Source organism: Kitasatospora kazusensis, assembly GCF_039529945.1.
GTDB lineage: Bacteria > Actinomycetota > Actinomycetes > Streptomycetales > Streptomycetaceae > Kitasatospora > Kitasatospora kazusensis.
This window is the reverse complement of sequence record NZ_BAAANT010000013.1, coordinates 1-20,177: the sequence shown is the minus strand read 5'-3', so window position 1 is coordinate 20,177 and position 20,177 is coordinate 1. Positions and strand designations below refer to the sequence as shown.

Sequence of the window (20,177 nt, the reverse complement as noted above, 5' to 3'; positions counted from 1 at the left end):
GTCCGTCCCGACCCGTCGAGGACCCTCGGATCACACGGTGCTGTGCCGGTCCGTCCCGGCAACCGTTGGCGACACGTCCGCCCGTACCGGGGTCAGCCGGGTCCTGGCGGCCAGCAACGTCGCCGCGCCGAGGGTGGCGCCGAGGGCGCCGCAGGCCGCCGCGGTGCGCAGCGTCCCGCCGGAGAGGGCGGCCCCGCCGACGGCCGCGCCCAGGGCGATGCCGACGCCGATGAACGTCACCAGCCAGGCGAAGGCCTCGGTGACGGCCCCCGCCGGCGCCAACTCGCCGACGAGGCCGAAGGAGACCGTCAGCAGCGGGGCGAAGAACACCCCGGTGAGCACGGCCAGCAGGCAGCTGCCGGCCGGACCGGGGACCAGCGCCACCAGCCAGTACGACCCGGCCATGCCCGCCGCCAGCAAGACCGCCTTGTCCGGGGCCGACGCCTTCCACCTGCTCGTGCCGACCGCGCCGTAGGTCAGCGCTCCGACGAGTGCCCCGAGAGCCGACAGGGCCAGCAGGGTGCCCGCGCCGCCCACCAGGTGATGCTTCTCGGCGTACGCCACGGTGAAGACGTTGAAGGTCCCGACGGCCACTCCGGAGCCGCCCAGGGCGACCAGCAGGAGCAGCAGCCCGGTGCTGCGCAGCGGGCCCAGCCAGTGCGGTGCGGCGGACGTGGCGGCCGGTGCCCAGGCGCGCGAGGGGGCGGCGGTGGCCATCCCGGCGGAACCGACCAGGCCGAGGACGGCGGCGGCCCACAGGGTGTCCCGGGCCGGGGCGAGGGCGACGATCCCCGCGACGACCAACGGCCCTGCGATGAAGAGGAGTTCCTGCGCGCCGGCGTCGACGGCGTAGGCCTGTTCGACGTCGTCCGGCTCGACCAGCGCGGGCCACAGGGTGCGCAGGCAGGGTTCCAGCGGCGGCGCGGCGGCCCCGGCCACCGCCGCCCCGGCCACCGCCGCCCACGTGACCCCGGGGGCGGCCGCCAGCAAGGCGAACCCGGCCGCCGCCAGGCAGGCGGAGAACAGCAGCACCCGGGGCTGCCCGGTACGGTCCACCAGCCGGCCCAGCATCGGGCCGCCGATCGCGCCCGCCGCCGCGAACACTCCGGTCGTCAGGCCCACCATCTGGTAGCTGTACCCTGCATGACGGAGCGTCAGGGCGATGCCGAGGGCGGCCATCGCCCCTGGCAGCCGTCCGACCAGCGAGCTGGAGAGCAGTCTGACGACATGAGGCCGGCCCAGGAGGGCGAGGTAGGGCATGGGTGGTGGGTCTCCTTACGGTGTGTGTCCGCTCAGCGCATTACGGTGTGCCGGCCCGGCGCAGCGAGCGGTGGATCAGCGCGGCGACACCGTCCTCGTCGTTGCTCGGCAGCACGAGCCGAGCGGCCTCCCGCACCTGGGGGTGGGCGTTGGCCACGGCGGCGGCGAGCCCCGCCGCGCGGAGCATGGGCAGGTCGTTGGGCATGTCCCCCACGGCGGCCGTCCGGGCGACCGGCACGGACAGGTGCCCGGCGAGCCAGCGCAGGGCCTGCCCCTTGTCCACCCCCCGGGTGGACAGCTCCACGAACCGACCGGTGGAGCGGGTGACCTCCAGCCGGTCGCCGGCCAGGTCGACGACGGCGCGCTCCAGCGCCTCCGCCGTCAGCCCGGCGTGGACCGCCAGGAGCTTGACCACCGGGTCGTCGGGGTGGATCGCCGCCCGCGCCGCGCGCACCGGTTCGTGCAGCCAGCCGTACGGGACGAGGTCGGCGAACTCCTTCTCCAGGTAGAGGCCGCTGTTGGACTCGACCCCCATGACCAGGCCGGGGATCGCACCCTGGAGCGCGGAGACCACCGAGCTGCACTCCGCCGGGTCGAAGCCCCGGTTCAGCAGCGCCGAGCCGGTTTCGGCATCGACCACCACCGCGCCGTTGCTGCACACCAGGGGCCCGGTCAGTCCGTACCTGCGGGTGAAGGGCAGGGCGTCCCGCACCGGCCGGCCGGTGACACAGACGACGGCGAGCCCCGAACGCCGCGCCGCCTCGACGGCCTCAAGGCTCCCGGGGCTCAGATCGCCCCGGGAGTCGAGCAGCGTGCCGTCCAGATCCGTGCAGATGAGCTGAACCAGGTCCACGAACACTCCCGTCCCTCTGCCCGGCCGGACGGCCGAGCACCTCGTCACCGTGGCGGCCGACGTGGTGTCACCGGAATGTGGTGTCACCGGATCGAGATCATCCGCTGATCCTCCGCACCAGGTCGGTCCAGGCCGCCACTATCTCGTGTGCGGAGGCACCCTGGCGGAACAAGTCCTTGTCCAGTGGCCGGCCCTGGGGGTCGCGCAGGCGCATGCAGTCGGGGGAGATCTCGGAGTTGATCACCGGCTGCCCGTCCGGGCCGTCGCCGATGACCAGGCAGAAGTCCCACAGGTCGAGCGGTGCGAGCCAGTCGCGCAGCGCCTCGTTGCAGGCCAGCGCCGTCCGGCGGTACGCGTCGGTGTCGACCCCCAGGGCCTTCAGGTAGTCCTCGCCGATCGGCTGGTCCTCCGGGTCCACCCGGAAGTCGAACTTCACCACCGGCGGCTCGAACCGGTGCCCCTCGGCGAACAGGCCGGGGTACTTGACCGTGGTCGACCCGGTCGCGAGGTTCTTGACGATGACCTCGAACGGCGGCCCCGGCACGAAATCGGCGAGGTAGGAGCTGTCGCTCAGGCGCTCCCGGAAGACCGTCCTGATCCCCCGCTCGGCCAGCCGGGCGGCCGCCGCCTGGTAGAAGTCCAGCCGCAGCTTCGCGGTCGCCGGGATCAGCTCGTCGCGGTCGTAGGTGAAGCTCCGCAGGCTGGGGATGATCTCGATCTCGCAGGTGCCGTCGTCCCGGCGCCACAGCCGCTTGCTGCGCCCGACGATGTCCGGGGCGCCCCGGACATCGTCCGGCCCGGGCGCCGCCGGCTGCTCCGGGAGCGCCACCGCCTGCGCCGCCTCCGCCCTCAGCGCGGCGAAGCCCGGCTTGATCACGTCGTTGATCACGGCCAGCCGCTCGTCGAACGGCAGGAACGACGACTTCATCGCGTTGATGGTGAACCACTGCACGTCGTCGAGGGTGTAGCCGAAGGCCGCGCTCAGCTCCTCGAACTCGCGGCTCACGCTCGTCCCGCTCATCAGCCGGTTGTCGGTGTTGACCGTCACCCGGAATCCGAGCTCGCGCAAGACGCCGACGGGGTGTTCGGCGTACGAGGCCGCCGCGCCGGTCTGCAGGTTCGACGTCGGGCACAGCTCCAGCGGAATCCGCCGGTCCCGCACGTAGGCGGCGAGCTCCCCGAGCGTCGCGGTCCCGTCGTCGGCCACCTTGATGTCGTCGATGATCCGCACACCGTGGCCGAGCCGCTCGGTGCCGCAGAGCTGCAGCGCCTCCCAGATGGAGGGCAGGCCGAACGCCTCACCCGCGTGGATGGTGAAGTGCGCGTTCTCCCGCTTCAGGTACTCGAACGAGGAGAGCTGCCGGGTCGGCCGGTACCCGGCCTCGGCGCCCGCGATGTCGAATCCGACGACCCCCGAGTGCCGGTTCAGCACGACGAGTTCGGCGACCTCCTGGGCACGGTCGGCGTGCCGCATGGCGGCGAGCAGGGCGCCCACCCGGATGCCGTGTCCTGCGGTCGCGGCCCGGCGCTCCCCCTCGCGGAAGCCGTCCAGCACCGCCTCCACCACCTGGCCGAGGGTGAGGCCGCGCTCCACGTGCAGCTCCGGGGCGAACCTGACCTCGGCGTAGACGACGCCGTCGGCCGCCAGGTCCTCAGCGCACTCCGCCGCGACCCGGAACAGGGCCTCGCGGGTCTGGGTGACGCCGACGGTGTGCCGGAAGGTTTCGAGGTAGCGCTCCAGCGAGCCGGAGTCGGCCGCGGCCTGGAACCAGGTGCCCAGCTCCTCGGCATCGGTCGTCGGCAGATCGCCGTACCCGCACTCCCGCGCCAACTCGACCACAGTCAGCGGCCTCAGCCCGCCGTCCAGATGGTCGTGCAGCAGCACCTTCGGTGCGCGACGGATCTGAGACGAAATCGACGTTCCCGCAGCTGAGTTCGTAAGTGACATGACGAGAGCCTAGGATCGACGCGCGTAGAGTTCAAGGGTGTTCGGTGCGCACGACGAGGGGCGGCGGCCGAAGCCACCGCCCCCTCCGGAACCTGTTCCGTCAGCCCTGCCCGGGGGTCGCCGAAGGCTCCCCTCCGGCGGCGGGCTCCTCGTCGAGCACCAGCCGCAGCGCCGCCACGGCGCCGCCCCGCAGCCACACCAGGACGTCCGCCGCCCCGATCAGCCGACGGTGGGCCATGCCCGAGGCGAGCCGGATCCAGACCCAGCCGCTGTCGGTGTCGAGCAGCCAGGAGCTCCCGCTGTCGACCTCCGTGCTGTTCCACGAGTAACGCGGGCGCAGGGCACGGGGAACGGCCACCGCCAGGGCGTCGGGCACGTCGTGCAGATCGACGGACATGATGCGGCCGTCGCTGTCGAAGGTCAGCCAGACCAGCCCCGTGAACCTCAGCAGGGCGCAGCCGTCCGCGTGTTCGTCGCAGGGCTCGCCCACCACGAGCGAGCGTTCCCGGGGATCCCAGTGCACCGGCGCGGTCACGGCGACGCCGCCCGCTACCACGACAGGAAGTCCAGGATCTCTGTCACGCAGTCGGCCATCGGACGATCGGTCGTGTCGAGCAGGAGCGTGTCGGGCGAGAGCTCCACATGGGACCTGTACAGCCTCTGGTAGTACTCGTGCTCCTCGAAATCGCCCGGGTCCTCGCCGCGCTCCGCGAGACGCTCCATGACCACCCGGGTGTCGGCGTGGCAGAGCACGGTCGGGCACAGCGGGTACCAGGCCTGCCAGTGGCTCTCGGGGAGCACCGTGAACATCGTGCTCCAGCACCGGTCGAACAGCACCGGGCGCTCCGGGTCGGTCCGCTCCAGCACGCGTTCGATGCTGGAGCGGGCCAGCACATCGGCCTCCTCGAAGCGCTTGCCGCCCCACAGCCACGCGATGTGGTCCCCCAGGCTGTCGGGGTAGGGCTTGACGACCTGCGCGCCGACGCGGTCGGCCACCGCGCGCGCCAGGGTCGACTTGCCGCACCCGTCGTGGCCGTCCAGAGCCGCGTACCGGCGTCCCGTGATCATGTCTGTCTCCTTCGTTCCAGCAACAACCCCATCGGTGTTGCTCCGTCAGACCCGCTGCAGCCGCGCGATCCCGTACCCCTGCTCCGGCGCCTGCCCCTGCTCCGGCGCCTGTGCCAGCACGGCGGGCCGCACCTCGATCTCGCCGACCGCGAGATCGGCCGGCATCCGGTCGACCAGGTCGACGACGAGCGAGCCGAACGAGCCGGTTGAGATCTTGGTCGGCGAGTCGTCCCACGCGCGGTTGGCGATCGCCCCCGGCGAGACGAGCACGGCCCGCACGCCGTTCCCGCGCTCCTCCAGCAGCAGGACCTCCACCAGTGCCTTGAGGCCGGCCTTCGTCGCGCTGTAGGCGGCGCCGCCCTCGAAGTACCGGGTCCCCGCGTGGCTGCCCACGAAGACGTACATGCCGCCGGACTCGCGCAGCATCGGCAGCGTGCCGCGGGTCAGCAGCGCCGGGGAGACCAGGTTGGTGGACACGCTGGCCGCCCACGACTCCTCGTCCAGCTCCGCCATGGTCCCCAGCCGGCGGACCGCCGCGTTCCAGACGCACACGTCCAGCCGGTCGGTGCGTCGGCGCACCTCGGCCAGCGCCCCGGTGAGCGCGGCCGGGTCGGAGAGGTCGCAGATGATCTCGCCGAGCTCCGGGGCACCGCCGGGTGTGCGGTTCAGCGAGATGACGCGGTAGCCCGCCGCGTGCAGCGCCCGGGCGATGCCGTTTCCCGCTCCGCGGTTCGTACCGGTCACCAGGGCGACGCGCTGCCCGCCGGCGGCCTGCTCACTCGTGGTCTGCTCACTCATGGCGTGCTCCCCTCGTCGGTTCCCGGACGTGCGGCCAGTGCCGCGTTGGAGTACCGGTCGTCGCCGGTGACCTCGGTACCGAGCCAGCCGGGCAGCGCGGCCTCGGTCGACTCGCCGTGGTACTCGACCTCCGCGAGGACGAGCCCCTGGTGGTCGCCGCCGAACTCGTCGACGATCAGCTCGTAGTGCTCGGATCCGCAGACATGGCGCAGCTTGTCGATCCGGCCCGGCAGGCAGAGCCGCTCCAGCATCTCGACCGCGTCGGCCACCGGTACGGGGTACTCGTACTCCGCGCGGCTGATGCCGTGCCGGGCGCCCTTGACCGTCAGGTAGCCGGCGTTGTCGTCGACCACCCGGACCCGGACCACCCGCCGGAGGTCCGTCGACAGGAAACCCTGGCGGATGCGGTGCACCGAGACGACCTCGGCCCGCCACTCGTCACCGGGCACCAGGAACTTGCGCTCTCTCTCAACACCCATGCCGCTTCCCCTCGTTTCGTCGTCGTCCGCCTCCGTGCCCGCGCAGCCACAGCCCGAGCAGCAGCGCACCGGCCCCGCCGGCCGCGAGGACTCCCCAACTGCCCATCGGCCCGGCCAGCGCCACCGCCGTGCTGCCGGCCGCCGGACCGGCCAGCGTTCCCAGGCTCCACGCCGACCCGGAGATCCCGGTCGCCCGCGCGGCCGCACCCGGTGCGACCAGGCCGACGATCAGCGGGGTCAGGGACGAGGCCGCCACCACCTCCCCCGCGGCGAAGACCACCGCGAAGCACATCAACAGGCCCTCGCCCCACCAGGACCGGTGGCCGGGAAGGCCGGTCGCCAGCAGACCGATCGCGTACGCGGCCACCCAGAGCCCGGCACTCAGCGCCACCGCCCCGGCGTTGCCGAACCGGTCCACCCGCGCCCGCAGGACGCGTTGCAGCAGGACGACCGCGACGGCGTTCACCACCGTCACGACGGTGACCACGGACAGGCTCTCGTGCGCCAGCCGCCGCAGGATGAGCGGGACGGTGGACTCCAGCTGCACCGCCCCGAAGGCCGACATCAGGAACGTCACGGCCAGTGCGATCCCGAACGCACCCGACCAGACGGACGACCGTCCGGCGCTCTCCTCGGCACCCTGTTCGGCCCTCTCCTCGGCGCTCTCGGCATCCGCCGAGGGCTCCGCGGCCTCCCCGCCGTCGCCGTGCCGCCACACCCAGAGGATCACCGGGACGAAGCTCACCGCGTTCGCCAGGAAGAGGACGGAGGGCGCCGCCCGCACGACCAGCAGGCCCGAGAGAGCCGCCCCCGCGGCGATGCCGAGGTTGATCACGGTGTACCGGAAGCCGAAGGTGCGCTTGCGCAGCTCCTCCGGAAGGCCGCTCAGGATCGTGCTGAAGAGTGCGGGGAAGAAGAGCGAGCTGCCGAAGCCGGACAGCGCGGCGACGACCATGACTTGGGGCATCCCGGAGACGCAGGCCATGATCGTCCAGGCGGCGATCTGGCAGGACCCGCCGGCCACGGCAGTCAGCCGCGCTCCGAAGCGGGTGGCCAGCGAACCCCCGAGCGGTCCGAAGACCCCGGCGGCCACGGCGAACGTCCCGTAGAAGAGCGCCACCGCCGGGACCCCGAGCCGCAGGTCCGTCGCGATGTGGATCGCGGTGACCGGGTAGACGAGTCCCGTGCCGAGCGCGGAGACGAAGGTCGCGATCCACAGGGGCCGAAAGGCCGCACGCTGCTCCGTCGCCGACCGCCGGACGGGGGTGGCCGTCTGGGACACCGGGTCGCCTAGGCCTTGACCGTGAGCAGGCCGGCCTCGACGAAGTCGTCGAGATAGGAGGCCACTTCGCCGTCGGTGACCTCCGCGCCGCCCGAGCGCAGCTGATCGACCGTCAGGGCGACGGTCTCGGCGCGGGTACGACCGTGGGCGAGCCCGAGCAGCAACAGGCCCTCCCGGCTGATCTCGGCCGCGTCACCGACGCCGACGTAGACCAGCACGGAGTCGCGCAGCGGGACGGCGCAGGCCATCGGCGCGCGGGACAGCGCGCCCGGGGCGACGCTGTGCCGCAGCGGGTACACCCCGCCGGTGATCGCCTGGATGAGCAGGTCCTGGCAGACCGCGAGGGACTCCCCGAAGGCCACCGGGTCAGCCGGCGCCGCCTCGGGGGACGGCAGTGGAATCGGCGAGCCGAAGGTCCGCGCCCACCGGGCCCAGACCCACTTGTGCCCGAGGTAGAGGTCACCGCGCGACGCCAGGAGGGCCTCGGCGGCGGAGAGCGAGGCGGACCGTACGGCCCAGGAGGCAGCCTGGAGATCGCCGACGGCGTGGAAGCCGTGCGCGTCCTCCAGTGCGTTGTGGACCTCGAAGGACATGACGCCGACCATGGTCCTGGCGATCTCGGAGATCGACTCCCGGGCGCGGTCCTCCAGCGCCTTGATGGTGCCGTCGTCCACGACGGTCTCACCCAGCAGGAAACGCACCAGGGGGTCCAGCGACTTCCGCCCGACCTCCGTGAGAATTCCGAGGTCGTCGCGCTCCGCACGGTAGTCGGATATCCGGTCGACCAGCGCCCGGAGCGAGCCCGCGCTCTGGTAGGCGATATCGTACCGGCGCCCGTCGACGAATATCTGCCTGGCCGCGGACGGCACGCCGTCGGCGACCACGAAGTAGACGTCCACATCGGACATCGGGGTCCCGAGTCCGGCGGCGAGCGCGCCGCCTATGTAGGCCGCCGTCACCCCTTCCGCCCGGGCCAGGGAGAGAACGGCCGCGCGTGCCCGATCGAGCTCTTCGGGGAATCGGGGAAGGTATTTCTTCGTCATCTCGGGCCCTTCTTGTCCTTGCCCTGGTCCTTGTCCTTTTCCACGCGTAATTGCGCGGTGCGGGCGGACTGGCGGGCGTGGCGGTCCAGCCGCCACGCCCGCCCTGTGCCGCACAACGTCAGCTGACGCCGTGAGCAGCCTTGGCCTTGACCATCGCGAGCTTGATACCCATTTTCATGCACCCCATTTCACAGGTGGCGGACGAACAGAGAATCCTCGGTTCGGATGATCCGGCGTCCGCCTCGTCGATTTGAACAATCTATCGATCCGGGCGCCGGACCGGCAGGTGTTCCCCGGTTCAAGAACCTGACCTCGACTGCCCGGCGACACTTTTCAGGCTCTTGGCGAACTGGTCCCAGGAGCGGCTGTAGGAAATGGCGATTTCCGATACCAGGTCGACGCAGTGCGGGGGGACCGCGGCCAGCAGTTCCTGCCACTCGGCGGGCTCGATCGCATTGGCGGAGAGTCTGCGGAGCAGTCCCCGGCCGACCTCGGAGAACTTCAGGGAGGGATCGCTGGCCAGCGCCTGGATCACCATCCGCTCGTCCCGGACGGACGCGCGCGCGGGAGACACCGACTGCCGCGAGCCGGCCACCTCCTGGCGCACCCGGCGGGCCGTCCCCACCGAGACGCCGCTCAGCCGGGCCACCTCGCGCAGCGAGGTCTCGGGGTGGTTGGTGATCAGCTCGACCGCCGCGCGCCTCGGCTCGGCCGAGCACAGCGGACGACTCCGCCCGTCCTGACCGATCCGGGTGTGTAACTGAGGAATCTCCTCAGCTGCACGCCGCCGCACCGCACCCGCCGTCTTCGGGGAGAGCGCCACGATCTTGGCAACCATCCGGTCCGACCACTCCGGATGCAGCGTCATGATCCGGGCCGCGGCGGCCTTGCGGTCGCTCAGCGACAGCGGGAGACCGTGTGCGATGTTCTCCCGGACGGCGCGAACGAAGATCTCGTCGTCCGGACCCTCGACATAGGCCACCTCGATCTCGGCATCGCCGCGGAACTCGGCCGCACGCAGCCGGTGCATACCGTCGACCACCAGCATGGTGCTCCGCTGCACGAGAATCGGCGGCAGCTGCACGCCGCACTCCGCGAGCAAGCGGACATGGGCCTCGTCCTCGCCCGCGAGCCGGGGCGAATGCCCTGGCCGAAGCACTCCGAGGGGCACGTACTCCGTGGCTGCTGCTGTCGCGACGGTGCGGGCAGGACTGTCCGCACCGTGCGCCGTTTCCTGGTGAATGGGTCACCTCTCTCGTGCGTCCGGCGGGGCGTCCGCATCCGACCAGGAGCCACATCGGCGGCCCCGGTCCGACCGGAATCCCCAGGCCGGTCAAGGCAGTCTGTGTCGTTGGTCCTCACACCTGCGGGGAACGCGGGCCGTCGCCGACCGGCAGAACGTCCGACCGGCCCTCGGGCAGCGTCTGGGACCGGCGGCATCCGGGCACGGCGAGGCGAGGCGGTGGCGCCTGCCCATGACGTTGACTTGAAAGGTCTGGCATGTCCAGAGACTAGATTCCACGCGCGTAGAGTTCAAGAGAGTCAGTTGAACGTATCCAAACTTCGTGACCCGAACTGTCGGGCCACGACAGGAAGAGAATTGACGAACCGTCCGCTCAACCAAAGGCCGATGACTACCCCGGGGCGCTCGGGCTCGCGACCGGGCCCGTGACCACCGCGGGCCCGGGTCCGCGGAGACCATCGTGGCCGGCTCGGTCCAGCGGGCGCGGAACCCGCGCAGGAGCGCGCCGCCGTCCCGTCCGCGAAAGACGCAGCACGCAGCGCGTTCGGCCATTCGGCCCTTCAGCCCTTCAGTCGTTCGGGCCGACTTCGCGCCCGGCGGCACACCGAACCCAGGCCGTCCACGGCCGGCCGGGAAGCGGTCACACCGATCAGAAGTGCTCCAACAGCTGGCTGAAGCAACGGAGTTCAAGAGTCGGCCCTTCCGGGCGCTGCTCGTCGAACTCCAGCACCCAGGTGTGCTCATGCGGGATGAAGACCGTCTTCAGCCCGGCCTCACGCGCCGGGTGCATGTCGGACTTGGGCGAGTTTCCGACCATCCATGTCCGATCCCCTTCCAGCCCCAACTCCGCACCGAGCTGCCGATAGGTGTCCGCCGTCTTCTCGGCGACGATGTGGATACTGCGGAAGCGGTGGGCGATTCCGGAGGCATCCACCTTGCGTTGCTGCTCCGCCGGGTTGCCCTTGGTGAGCAGCAGCAGTTCGTGGCGCTCCGCGAGCACCGCGAGCGTATCGGCGACTCCGTCGATGAGATCGATCTGACGATCCGTCAAAGGACTGAGCAATGCCTCGATTCGAGCGATCTCCGCGGCCGCCGGGGCATGCCCGGTCAGACCCTCCAGGCAGTCGCCGAGACTCTGCCGGAACATCTCGACCCCGTACCCGAGGGTCACCGCGTTCTCGGCCTCGATCGCGTCCAGGGCGGCCCGGGTCGCGGCGCGCCGGGCGGGCATGGAGACCCAGTCCAGAAAGCCGTCGATGACCCGCTCGAAGAGAATGTTGTTCTCCCACAGCGTGTCATCGGCATCGAAGATGAGTACCTGGTTCTTGTGCATCTGATCACCTCGGGTACGAGTCGCTGACCCGTCCGGCGGCTCTGGCGCCGCCGGACACGGAACACGCGGGTGTGCAGTCGTACAGAACGGTCATCGCGCCCGGAGCGGCCCCGGAGGCGCGGGCTCGGAGGCGCGGGCTCGGGGCCCGCCGGCAGGACGCCGTCGGGCGCCGGCTGGAGGTCGAACTCCCGCTCACCGCGCAACAGTTGACCGCCGACGCACTGAGAGACGGTGGGAGGTCAGCCGGCCGCGGCCAGCAGTCGGCCGGCCCGGTCGAGGGTCTCCCGGAAGTTCTCCTCGGTGGTCCGCTGCCGCGCCTCGGCCGACGACAGCCAGACCAGCGGGGATTCCGGGTTCTCCGGCAGCGCCAGGTCCGGGGACCGGGTGGCCAGCAGGAACCTCAGATCCGCGTGTTCGTGGGCCGGCTCCTCGGGAGAGGCCGGGACCGGGACAACGGCGAGGTGCACCAGCGAGGCGGTCGGCCAGGGCACCAGGTCCCGCAGGCTCGTCTCCTCCCGGCTCTCGCGCAGGGCGATCTCCAGGGGCAGTGTCTCCCCCGGGTCGCCGTGCCCACCGACATGCAGCCAGGCCTGCTGGCGCGCGTGCCAGCGCAGCAGCACCCGCTGCGTCGTGGGGTGGACGATCAGAGCGGAGGCCGTGAAGTGCAGCGGCGTCTTCCGGTCCCAGGGGTCCGCCGCCCCGACCAGGCCGAGCACCCGCGCATGGTCCGCGGCCTCTGCCGGTCCCTGCGGCTGGTACCGGTCCAGCAGTTCAGCCAGTCCGAGGCTCTCCGTCACGCCCGCGCCCCCATCCTCGACACTCCTCGCTCCGTCGGGACCACCCATCTTATGTTCGACTGACGGTTCGTCATCTCATTAATGCGGCCGAGCGGGTGACCCCGGGAGGCGGGGCTCCCTTTGATCTTGAGCAGTTGATTCCTGCACCGTGAAGGACGGCCGGCCGCCTGCCATTCCCACCCGGGACGGCTCCGTCCGCCCCGACGGCTGGTGCGCGTCAGGTCAGGCCGTCGAGCTCGCAAGCGAGCCGGGCTCCCTCCCGGGTCATGATCTCCGGGTCACGCAGCGCGTTGGCGAGCAGCGACATGCCCTGGTACGCGCCGACGAGCGCCAGTGCGCGGCCATCGGGATCGGCCACGCCCAGCTGTCGGTACTGCTGCTCCACCCAGTCCAGCAGCTGACGGATGACCTGGCCCGCCGCCAGGTCGAGCCCGCCCTCGGTCCGCTTGTCGAGTTCGACGGCCAGGGTGCCGGTGGGGCAACCGAAGCGGGCGGCGGTGTCGCGCTGACCGACCCACGTGGCAATCAGGCCCTTGAGGCGTTCGCGCGGGTCGGCGAGTTGGTCGAGCCGGTGGGTCAGGGATGTCAGGTATCCGGAGTGCTCGGCGAGCGCGGCTTCGACCAGCTCGTCCTTGGTCTTGAAGTAGTAGTAGACGTTGCCCGCCGGAACGTCGGCGGCGCGGGCGATGTCGGCGATAGTCGTCCGCTCCACGCCCTGCTCGTGCAGGACCCGGGCGGTGGCGGCCGTCAGCCGCTGCCGCTTGCCGGCGGCCGCCGCGCGGGGCGACGGAGAATCCATTGAGTCAGTCACCCGACTAACTATAGACAGCCGACCGCCTCGCCGTGCTAGCGTCCTCCCGACGGAGTAAGTCAGTCAACTAACTCAGATGAGTCGAGGAGATCGACATGATCGTTGTGACGGGTGCGACCGGGAACGTCGGACGGGCGCTGGTACGCATGCTCACCGAGGCGCAGCTGCCGGTGACGGCCGTGGCACGGCGCATCACCGCCGCCGACGTACCGCCGGGGGTGCGCACCGTGGCCGCCGACCTGGCCGAGCCGGGCACGCTGCGGGACGCCTTCGACGGCGCGCGGGCACTCTTCCTGCTGGTGGCCGGCGAGGACCCGGACGGCATCATGGCGGCGGCGCGGGCCGCCGGGATCAGCCAGGTGGTGCTGCTCTCCTCGCAGGGCGCGGGGACCCGGCCGCAGGCGTACCGGCACCCAGGGCTGTTCGAGGCGGCGGTGCGGACGTCCGGGCTCGACTGGACCATCCTGCGATCGGGCGGGATGACGACCAACGCCTTCGCCTGGGCCGAGTCGATCCGCACCCGGCGGGCGGCCGAGGCGCCGTTCGGCGATGTCGGCCTGCCGTTCGTCGACCCCGAGGACGTGGCCGCGGTCGCCGCCACCGTCCTGCGGGACCAGGACACCCACCTGGGCGCCACCTACACCCTGACCGGGCCCGCCCCGACCACCCCGCGCGAGCGGACGGCGGCGATCGCGGCTGCCCTGGGTGAGCCCGTGCGATTCACCGAGCAGACCCGTGCGGAGGCACACGAGCAGATGGCGCGCTTCATGCCGTTGCCCGTGGTCGAGGGCACCCTGGCCATCCTGGGCGAGCCCACCGAAAGCGAGCAGCAGGTGAGCCCTGACATCGAGCGCGTCCTCGGCCGCGCGCCGGGCAGCTTCGGCAGCTGGGCCGAACGCAACGCACCGGCCTTCCGGTGAGGACACCGGCCGAGGACTTCCCCGCCGAGCCACAGGCGGCCGCTCCGACCGCCTCGCGTCCCGTCGGCTCTCCCCACGTACTCGCGGTGCGCTTCACCCGGGACGGCCAGGCACGGCCGGCCTCGTGGTCACCGAGATCAGAGTCAATGCATCACACCGCCCAACCTTCGTAGGGGGACTGGAACCATGCCTGTACGGCGCATTCTTGACTCGACCATGCACCACCGGGAGTCCGGCACCGGCGTGCCGATCGTCTTCCTGCACGGCAACCCGACCTCGTCCTACCTGTGGCGCGAGGTCATGCCGGCCGTCGGTGCCGGGCGGCTGCTGGCCCCCGACCTCATCGGCATGGGGGAATCGGGCAAACCCGATATCGACTACACCTTCGCCGACCACGCCCGCTACCTGGATGCCTGGTTCGACGCGCTCGATCTGCGGGACGTGGTCCTGGTCGGGCACGACTGGGGTGGCGCCCTCGCCTTCGACTGGGCCGCCCGCCACCCGGACCAGGTGCGCGGCATCGCCTTCACCGAGACCATCGTGAAGCCGATGAGTTGGGAGGAGTTCCCCGAGGGCGGCCGGGAGCTGTTCCGGGCGATCAAAACCGACGGCGTCGGCGAGACGATGATCCTCCACGACAACGCCTTCATCGAGCAGGCCCTGCCCGGCTCCAGCGCCACAGCACTCACCGGGGGCGACATCGACGCCTACCGCAAGCCGTACCCGACCCCGGAAAGCCGAAAGCCACTGCTGCAGTGGCCGCGCTCGATGCCACTGGGCGGCGAGCCCGCCGACGTCGTGGCCACGATCGAGGCGTACGACCGGTGGCTGGCAACCAGCCCCGAGATACCCAAACTACTGCTCACCTTCGCCCCCGGACCGGGAACGATGATGCACGAGGGCATCATCGCGTGGTGTGCGGCAAACATCGCCGCCCTGGAAATCGAGCACTCCCCGGCCATCGCCGGCCACCACACGCCGGAGGACCAACCACTGCTCATCGCCACGGCCCTCTCAGCCTGGACGGACCGCTTCGGCCTCCGCCACCGGTAGTACCCGCTCGCCGCACGCGCCGGTCGATCTGCCGCACGGGCATGGCCATCGGCAGCCTTTTGGGGAGCCCCTGACTCGTAGCTCAGCCGTGCGCGGAAACCACTCGCAGACACCCAAATCAGGCCCGAGAACTGGGCGATCATCCTTGACCGCCAGAGCCACGCTCGCTGCGGCGAACAGCCCGAGGGTCTGCGTCGTCGCGGACAACGCGGGACGGGAGCTGCTGCCCGGCCTCGTCCTGGGCCGCCACAACCCCGTTCGCGGAGAGGGCCGACCACTTCCCGTCTCCAGTGGCGGCCCTGCGTACGTTGAAGTCGGACGTCATCGTCGGCCTCGACCAACCGGTGGTCGCGGGACTGAACAACACTGGGGAGCCATGGCGCACCAGCGGCAAGTGAGGACGGGTACCCCACCACCGATCCGGTGAACGAGGGCGACGAAGACCGACCGCCGGCCAAGCATCCTGGCGGCATCCCGCCCGAGATCATCCCGGAGTTCGAGCAGCACCTGGCGTGGCCACACCCGCCAACATTCCGCACCGGGCCGAGCCTTGCCCGGATGACAGCCGAGTCCTGGCCGACGTCTTGTCGGCCAGGACTCCGTCGTACGCGCCACCAGGACGCTCTCGCCGCGATCCCCCACCCACTGGGCAGGGTCACGGGAGGTGCCGCTCTCCGGGCCTACGGTCTTCTATTGCCGCTATCCGAACTGCTCTCCCTCGCCCACCACTTCGGCGGCAGTCGGAGTGGATCCCTCACTCAGCGGTGTCGGCCTGCTCCATGAACCGCGAGCCGATATTGGTCCACATGAACCCGGCCTTCCAGTCCGTGCGCCCGTCAGCCCAGGCTATGAAGGCGTCGGTGACCTTCGCGAGCGAAACAGTCAGAGTCTGGTAGTGCACGGCGGGTACGCCGTCGCGGTACTCCAGCTCGTAGATGTTGTTGTCCCGAAGGCGTACCTGGATGTACCAGTCGCCCTCCAGGTTCTCCTCGGTACGTTCCAGCACCAGGTGGGAATTGCCTCGCCGGAGGTTGGCGAGCATGTTCCGGATGGCCGGACGTGACGGCTTACGAATACCGGCACCGCGGCTGGTTCGGGCGATCAGCATCCGGGGAGTCTCACACGCGCGTCCGACAGCACTCACCCCGTCGCGGCCACGGCGCGGTCGGGAGGAAGCGGCCCCGGTTCCGCAGCTCTCTTCCCTTCGAAGGTCATCGGGAGACGCCTGGTTTGGCCCACAGGGTGAAGTCGCTGCTCGTGGCCACCGCAAGGGTGCGACCGGACGGGGAGAAGCCCGCCGTGCGCAGAGTGGAGTAGTCGGAGTGGAAGATGTGCCACCAACTCCGGCCCATTTCACCCCCGTAGACACCGCCGTCCGTGGACAGGATGACTTGCTCATTGGGCCACTCCGGGGTGACCACGTCGATGGCCCAACCGTCACCGGAGCCGCTGTGCAGTCCGCCGCCGAACAGGCCCGCGATCTGCACACGAGTGCCGGCCAACGGACCAAGGCCAGGACAACTGAGGTCCCGGGAATCGTCGGGGGTGCTGGTATCCGGGTCGGGGTCACGGTCACGCGCGATCTTCTCGCCGGTGACCGCGTCAAAGAGGCCGTGGCCGTCCATGGAGACGACCATGACCAAGTCGCTGCCGGTGTCGGGGTGGATACCGAAGCCGATGCCCTGTAGACCGCCGACGGGCGTCCTGTTGTCGAGCACCGGCCTCCACGGCGCAGGCGGGGCCATGACCGGCGCGGCCAGGAGTCGGTCCCGTAGCTGGCGCTGGTATTCGGTGATCATTGAGTCGGCTCCGGTTTCAGTCAGCGATGAGCGCGGCGCGGAGGCGGTCGACGGCGCGCAGGACCTCGTCCCGGTTCTTGGCGTGCTTGATCCAGACCGGGAGACGAGCGACGAGCGTCATCTTCTGCCCGGTGTCGTACCAGGGAACGCGCTCACGCAGCGAGGCGGCGGCATAGCTGCGGATGAGGGTGAGGCGTTCGGGGTTGTAGGCCCAGAGCCAGCCGTGGCGGGTCTCGGTCTGCAGCAGCAGCGGGAGCCCGAAGTACGGGTCTGTCGCCCCTCGGGTGGTTCCCCGAGAGAAGGTCAGTCGTCGGCTCGTCATCGCCTTCGCCAGGCCGCAGTGGCGGCAGACAAGTCGACGCGGCGCGAAGATCGGCCGGTTTCCGGCATCAGAACCACCTTGCGCCTGCTGCACGTTGGCGCTGCCCGCGCAGCGCGGGCAGACCACCAGGATGTCTTTGAGGAAGTCGTGGACGGTGCTGCGCGGGTCCCGGAACCGGCGCAGGGTCCTGGAGCGCGGAATCGTGGACACATGGCGAGTATGGGCCGGCGTCGGCCGGAGAGGCATACGGATTCCGCCTGCTCGTCTGACCCTGGCCTCGGAAGACACCGGCTTGGGGCTCATGCCACCGGCGGCCACGGCCCGGCGAGGAGAGCCCGGGCGTCGTCGATGATCCGTTGTTTGAAGACGTTGCGGGGCGTGTCCCAGTCCGCCTTCCAGTCGTCGTACTCGCTGGTCCAAGCGAGGAACGGTCGGAGGGCTGCGGGGCGGTCGAGTTGGTCCCACGCCTCGTACGAGATCAGGTTGCCGCCCTTGATGGCGTTCATGCTGCCGTTGGCGATGAGCTGCAGCCACCAGCGCACCAGTGCCCAGCGGGCCTCCGCATCGGTGGCGGGGACCCGTGCCGCGAGGCCGAGCTCCTCGACGACCTGCGCGAAGAGCTCGTGGGCCTGCGACTCCTCGCTTCGGGTCAGGCCGGCGAGGTCGCGGAGGGCGGGGGTGTCGATGTCGAGGACGAGCGCGACCAAGGCGGCCTGGATGAGCGTGTCTGCTCCGACGCGACGGCCGATCCGCTGTTCGATCGCGAGCATGAGCAGGTGGTCGACGGCTTCCTCGGCGGTGACCGCATAGGGGTCGTGAGGAGTGGTCGCAGCGATCTCCCGCTGCTCCTCACCCCCAAGGAAGTACGACCAGAAGGGCACACTCGCGCGAGCACGACTCAGGTTGTCCACGGGGCCTCCGAACTCGTGGTGGAGGTAGTCCGCGAGGTCGTTGCCGTAGTAGATGATGTCTGTCTGGTACACCGAGAGCACGGGGTGTCCGCTCTGGCCGGCGATTCCGGGCAGAAAGCGGTGCGAAAAGACGGGCACCAGCTGCGGCGCCTCGCGAAGACGGGCTTCCGCGAGCCGGAGTGCCTCCTGGCGGTCCTCGGGCTTGTCGCCCCAACCGGGGTACCAGAAACCGTGCTTGACATCGAACAGCACGCCGTCCCTCGGCCAGTTCAGGCGGCCGCGCAGCTCGCCGGCGTCACCATTGCGCCAGTCCGGCCAGCCTCGGCCCAGCGGCATCCCGGCTTGCAGGAAGGTCCGGTGATCCGCCGCGAATCGGAACCCGAAGCGCTCCTCGGTGGCCTCGACCTCGGCGTCGCTGAGACCGGGACCGATGGTCGCCGGGAGTGCCGCAAGCAGGGCGAGCGCCCGGTCGCGAGTCATGGGTTCGAGCTGTTCAGAGGTCACGAGCCAGAAGCCTAGCCAGGAGCTTCGTCAGCCGAACTCCTGTGGGATATCACCCAACCAGGGATACGCCGCACGCTGTCGGCCAACCCGGGAGGTGCACGTGGCGCGGATCACAGAAGAATGCGTCTCGCCATCCGATGCGGGTCACTGCCTACTGCCCACCCCGACGCCGGAAAATCCCCAGCCGATCGAATCCGACTGGCCACCCGGGCCCTTCTGGCACGAATCTGGCGCGACGACCCGGAATTGGTCCAGACAACAAGAAAGCCCCAGGCTGTTGACCTGGGGCTTTCTCTCTGAACGGGCAACGAGAATCGAACTCGCGCTACAAGCTTGGGAACCTTCGCCAACTCTGGTCCAGCAGAGTGCTCTTGACCTGCTGCTATCTCTCTACTTGCGGCCTGAGCTTCGACCTGTCCACTGCCCTCGAATGACCGTGATTTACCGCTCGCATCCGCCCGTTAGGGCACGCAAAGGGCACGGCCGCTCAGCTCAGAAGCCCGGCAACGATGAGCGCACTGCTACCGATAGCGATGGCCGCTCCAACCACGCGCTGAACGCCGGGCCTCGCGGCCGGCGGCGATACCCATCGGAGCACCTTCGGCAGACGTGCCCGGTAGGCCACTTGTTGTGCATATTGGCGTGTGACCACGCCTCGGAAGTTGGTGGCCCGCAGGAGCCCGAAGGCAAGGCCCGGTAGCCCAGCCACGAGATACGCCAAACCCCCCTGGGAACTCTGGGGGCTGCTGGCCATGCCTATGCCGCTGGCTGCCGCTATCGAAAGAATCACACTGCGCATCGTCGGGGAGCGCGACCGGGCACGTCAATGCGCGGACGTCGGAGCACCACAGCAGCCCGCCAGCACACCTCCGCCTGAGCGGGGTGGTTCCCTCCTCGATCGGGCAGCTTTGCCGCACCCGGGTTCTCCAGGGGCCGCCAAGGCTCACGTCGTGACGCTTGCGCTTGGCCTTGGCGGCCTCTGGAGGTTCCGGGTACGCCCTTGGGTGTCCGGTCGAGGAGGGGACCGTCCCGCGACCCACCACGTTCACCATGACGACGGTGCACCCTCGTGCCTGCCGGCCTCCCCCTCCGAGAGAGGGCCGGGGTGTGGGGCAGAGCCCCATGGGTCTCACAGCGTGCTCGCTTACAGCCGCGCGCCCGGCGGAGCCGGGCCGGAAGCGGGGCGAAGACAGGAGCGTCGGCCCGGCGGTGAGCCGGGGCGCGCGCGGCGAGCGGTAGCGAGCCGCCTTGAACCCGTAGAGAAGGTTTTTACTCAAGTCCCCCCGGTGCCCCCGATGCCATCGGCACGGCTGGAGCTGACGCCCCCCTGGCGGGTGCTGTCTCGTGTGCTGAGGTGGAGCCTTAGATGATCGTTGTCTCGGGGTGGGAATGGGTGACTTCAGCGTCGGACGTTGGCGTCGACACGGGCACGACCGGCTGTACGTGAACCGGGAGGGGGCCGACAAAGCCGTCGGCTGGTACGACTTCAAGACCGGCGAGATCACGGTCAAGGATGAGCAGTGTCGGGCCGCTGTCCTTGAAGCCCTGGCTTCACATCTGCCAACCACAGAGGCACGTACTGAATTCAGTACCTCATCCTCCGATGACGGCGTCGGCCGACCGCCGGTGCTGGCCCAGTCGGATCTGTCGCTCAACTGGGCTTGATCCGCTTTGACGGACACCTGAGATCAGGGGCTTCGGCCCCGGAAGGATGATGTCCATCATGGAGAGCATGGGGAAGAAGAAGCCGCGC

The 20,177-nt window shown here is 70.3% G+C and carries 20 protein-coding genes and 1 pseudogene; 3 read left to right on the top strand and 18 right to left on the bottom strand.

Features of this window, described 5'->3' with window-relative positions; translation table 11 throughout:
• Positions 1 to 30: 30 nt before the first annotated feature.
• The 14 genes and pseudogenes from ABD330_RS13770 to ABD330_RS13705 form a co-directional block, all read right to left on the bottom strand.
• Complete coding sequence (locus ABD330_RS13770) at positions 31 to 1,260, bottom strand: MFS transporter (protein WP_344464550.1); 1,230 nt, start codon at positions 1,258 to 1,260, stop codon at positions 31 to 33.
• A gap of 40 nt (positions 1,261 to 1,300) precedes the next feature.
• On the bottom strand, positions 1,301 to 2,113 hold the full coding sequence (locus ABD330_RS13765) for a Cof-type HAD-IIB family hydrolase (protein WP_344464548.1): 813 nt from the start codon (positions 2,111 to 2,113) through the stop codon (positions 1,301 to 1,303).
• A gap of 97 nt (positions 2,114 to 2,210) precedes the next feature.
• Positions 2,211 to 2,942 carry a phosphoribosylaminoimidazolesuccinocarboxamide synthase gene (locus tag ABD330_RS13760; protein WP_344464778.1) on the bottom strand — a complete coding sequence of 244 codons (732 nt, stop codon included), beginning with the start codon at positions 2,940 to 2,942 and terminating at the stop codon, positions 2,211 to 2,213.
• A gap of 12 nt (positions 2,943 to 2,954) precedes the next feature.
• Positions 2,955 to 4,061: pseudogene (locus ABD330_RS13755) on the bottom strand (adenosine deaminase); the annotation flags it as partial.
• 100 nt (positions 4,062 to 4,161) lie between these two features.
• Positions 4,162 to 4,617, bottom strand: a complete 456-nt coding sequence (locus tag ABD330_RS13750; RefSeq protein ID WP_344464546.1) for a hypothetical protein — start codon at positions 4,615 to 4,617, stop codon at positions 4,162 to 4,164.
• The gene (locus ABD330_RS13745) at positions 4,611 to 5,129 is read right to left on the bottom strand and encodes a nucleoside/nucleotide kinase family protein (RefSeq protein ID WP_344464544.1); all 519 of its coding nucleotides are present in this window, start codon (positions 5,127 to 5,129) and stop codon (positions 4,611 to 4,613) included. The genes ABD330_RS13750 and ABD330_RS13745 overlap by 7 nt, the downstream gene beginning before the upstream one ends.
• A 45-nt stretch (positions 5,130 to 5,174) precedes the next feature.
• Positions 5,175 to 5,927 (bottom strand): SDR family NAD(P)-dependent oxidoreductase, encoded by a 753-nt coding sequence (locus tag ABD330_RS13740; RefSeq protein WP_344464542.1) that lies wholly within the window; start codon positions 5,925 to 5,927, stop codon positions 5,175 to 5,177.
• Positions 5,924 to 6,406, bottom strand: coding sequence for a CYTH domain-containing protein (locus ABD330_RS13735; protein ID WP_344464540.1), 483 nt, complete (start codon positions 6,404 to 6,406; stop codon positions 5,924 to 5,926). Before ABD330_RS13735 ends, ABD330_RS13740 begins: the two co-directional genes overlap by 4 nt.
• Entirely contained in the window at positions 6,396 to 7,688 is a 1,293-nt protein-coding gene (locus tag ABD330_RS13730) for an MFS transporter (RefSeq protein WP_344464538.1), read from the bottom strand. Before ABD330_RS13730 ends, ABD330_RS13735 begins: the two co-directional genes overlap by 11 nt.
• 8 nt (positions 7,689 to 7,696) lie before the next feature.
• Positions 7,697 to 8,731 (bottom strand): hypothetical protein, encoded by a 1,035-nt coding sequence (locus tag ABD330_RS13725; protein ID WP_344464536.1) that lies wholly within the window; start codon positions 8,729 to 8,731, stop codon positions 7,697 to 7,699.
• A 298-nt stretch (positions 8,732 to 9,029) separates the two neighbouring features.
• Positions 9,030 to 9,815, bottom strand: coding sequence for a ParB/RepB/Spo0J family partition protein (locus tag ABD330_RS13720; protein WP_344464534.1), 786 nt, complete (start codon positions 9,813 to 9,815; stop codon positions 9,030 to 9,032).
• Between the two features lie 808 nt (positions 9,816 to 10,623).
• Positions 10,624 to 11,307, bottom strand: a complete 684-nt coding sequence (locus ABD330_RS13715; RefSeq protein WP_344464532.1) for an HAD family hydrolase — start codon at positions 11,305 to 11,307, stop codon at positions 10,624 to 10,626.
• Positions 11,308 to 11,546: 239 nt separating this feature from the next.
• Positions 11,547 to 12,104 (bottom strand): NUDIX hydrolase, encoded by a 558-nt coding sequence (locus tag ABD330_RS13710; RefSeq protein ID WP_344464530.1) that lies wholly within the window; start codon positions 12,102 to 12,104, stop codon positions 11,547 to 11,549.
• 217 nt (positions 12,105 to 12,321) lie between these two features.
• On the bottom strand, positions 12,322 to 12,915 hold the full coding sequence (locus ABD330_RS13705; protein ID WP_425555523.1) for a TetR/AcrR family transcriptional regulator: 594 nt from the start codon (positions 12,913 to 12,915) through the stop codon (positions 12,322 to 12,324).
• Positions 12,916 to 13,010: 95 nt separating this feature from the next.
• Between ABD330_RS13705 and ABD330_RS13700 the strand changes: the two genes are divergently transcribed.
• Positions 13,011 to 13,835 carry an SDR family oxidoreductase gene (locus tag ABD330_RS13700; protein WP_344464528.1) on the top strand — a complete coding sequence of 275 codons (825 nt, stop codon included), beginning with the start codon at positions 13,011 to 13,013 and terminating at the stop codon, positions 13,833 to 13,835.
• Positions 13,836 to 14,021: 186 nt separating this feature from the next.
• A complete protein-coding gene (locus tag ABD330_RS13695) occupies positions 14,022 to 14,888 on the top strand; it encodes a haloalkane dehalogenase (RefSeq protein ID WP_344464527.1) in 867 nt (288 codons plus the stop codon).
• 754 nt (positions 14,889 to 15,642) lie between these two features.
• On the opposite strand, the gene ABD330_RS13690 is transcribed toward ABD330_RS13695, so the two are convergent.
• From ABD330_RS13690 to ABD330_RS13675, 4 genes are all read right to left on the bottom strand, one after another.
• Complete coding sequence (locus tag ABD330_RS13690; protein ID WP_344464525.1) at positions 15,643 to 15,996, bottom strand: hypothetical protein; 354 nt, start codon at positions 15,994 to 15,996, stop codon at positions 15,643 to 15,645.
• 103 nt (positions 15,997 to 16,099) lie between these two features.
• On the bottom strand, positions 16,100 to 16,687 hold the full coding sequence (locus tag ABD330_RS13685; RefSeq protein ID WP_344464523.1) for a hypothetical protein: 588 nt from the start codon (positions 16,685 to 16,687) through the stop codon (positions 16,100 to 16,102).
• 16 nt (positions 16,688 to 16,703) lie between these two features.
• On the bottom strand, positions 16,704 to 17,219 hold the full coding sequence (locus tag ABD330_RS13680; protein ID WP_344464521.1) for a hypothetical protein: 516 nt from the start codon (positions 17,217 to 17,219) through the stop codon (positions 16,704 to 16,706).
• Positions 17,220 to 17,308: 89 nt separating this feature from the next.
• Positions 17,309 to 18,424 carry a hypothetical protein gene (locus tag ABD330_RS13675; protein ID WP_344464519.1) on the bottom strand — a complete coding sequence of 372 codons (1,116 nt, stop codon included), beginning with the start codon at positions 18,422 to 18,424 and terminating at the stop codon, positions 17,309 to 17,311.
• 1,389 nt (positions 18,425 to 19,813) lie between these two features.
• Here ABD330_RS13675 and ABD330_RS13670 point away from each other — a divergent pair.
• Positions 19,814 to 20,089, top strand: a complete 276-nt coding sequence (locus tag ABD330_RS13670) for a hypothetical protein (RefSeq protein ID WP_344464517.1) — start codon at positions 19,814 to 19,816, stop codon at positions 20,087 to 20,089.
• Positions 20,090 to 20,177 lie beyond the last annotated feature (88 nt).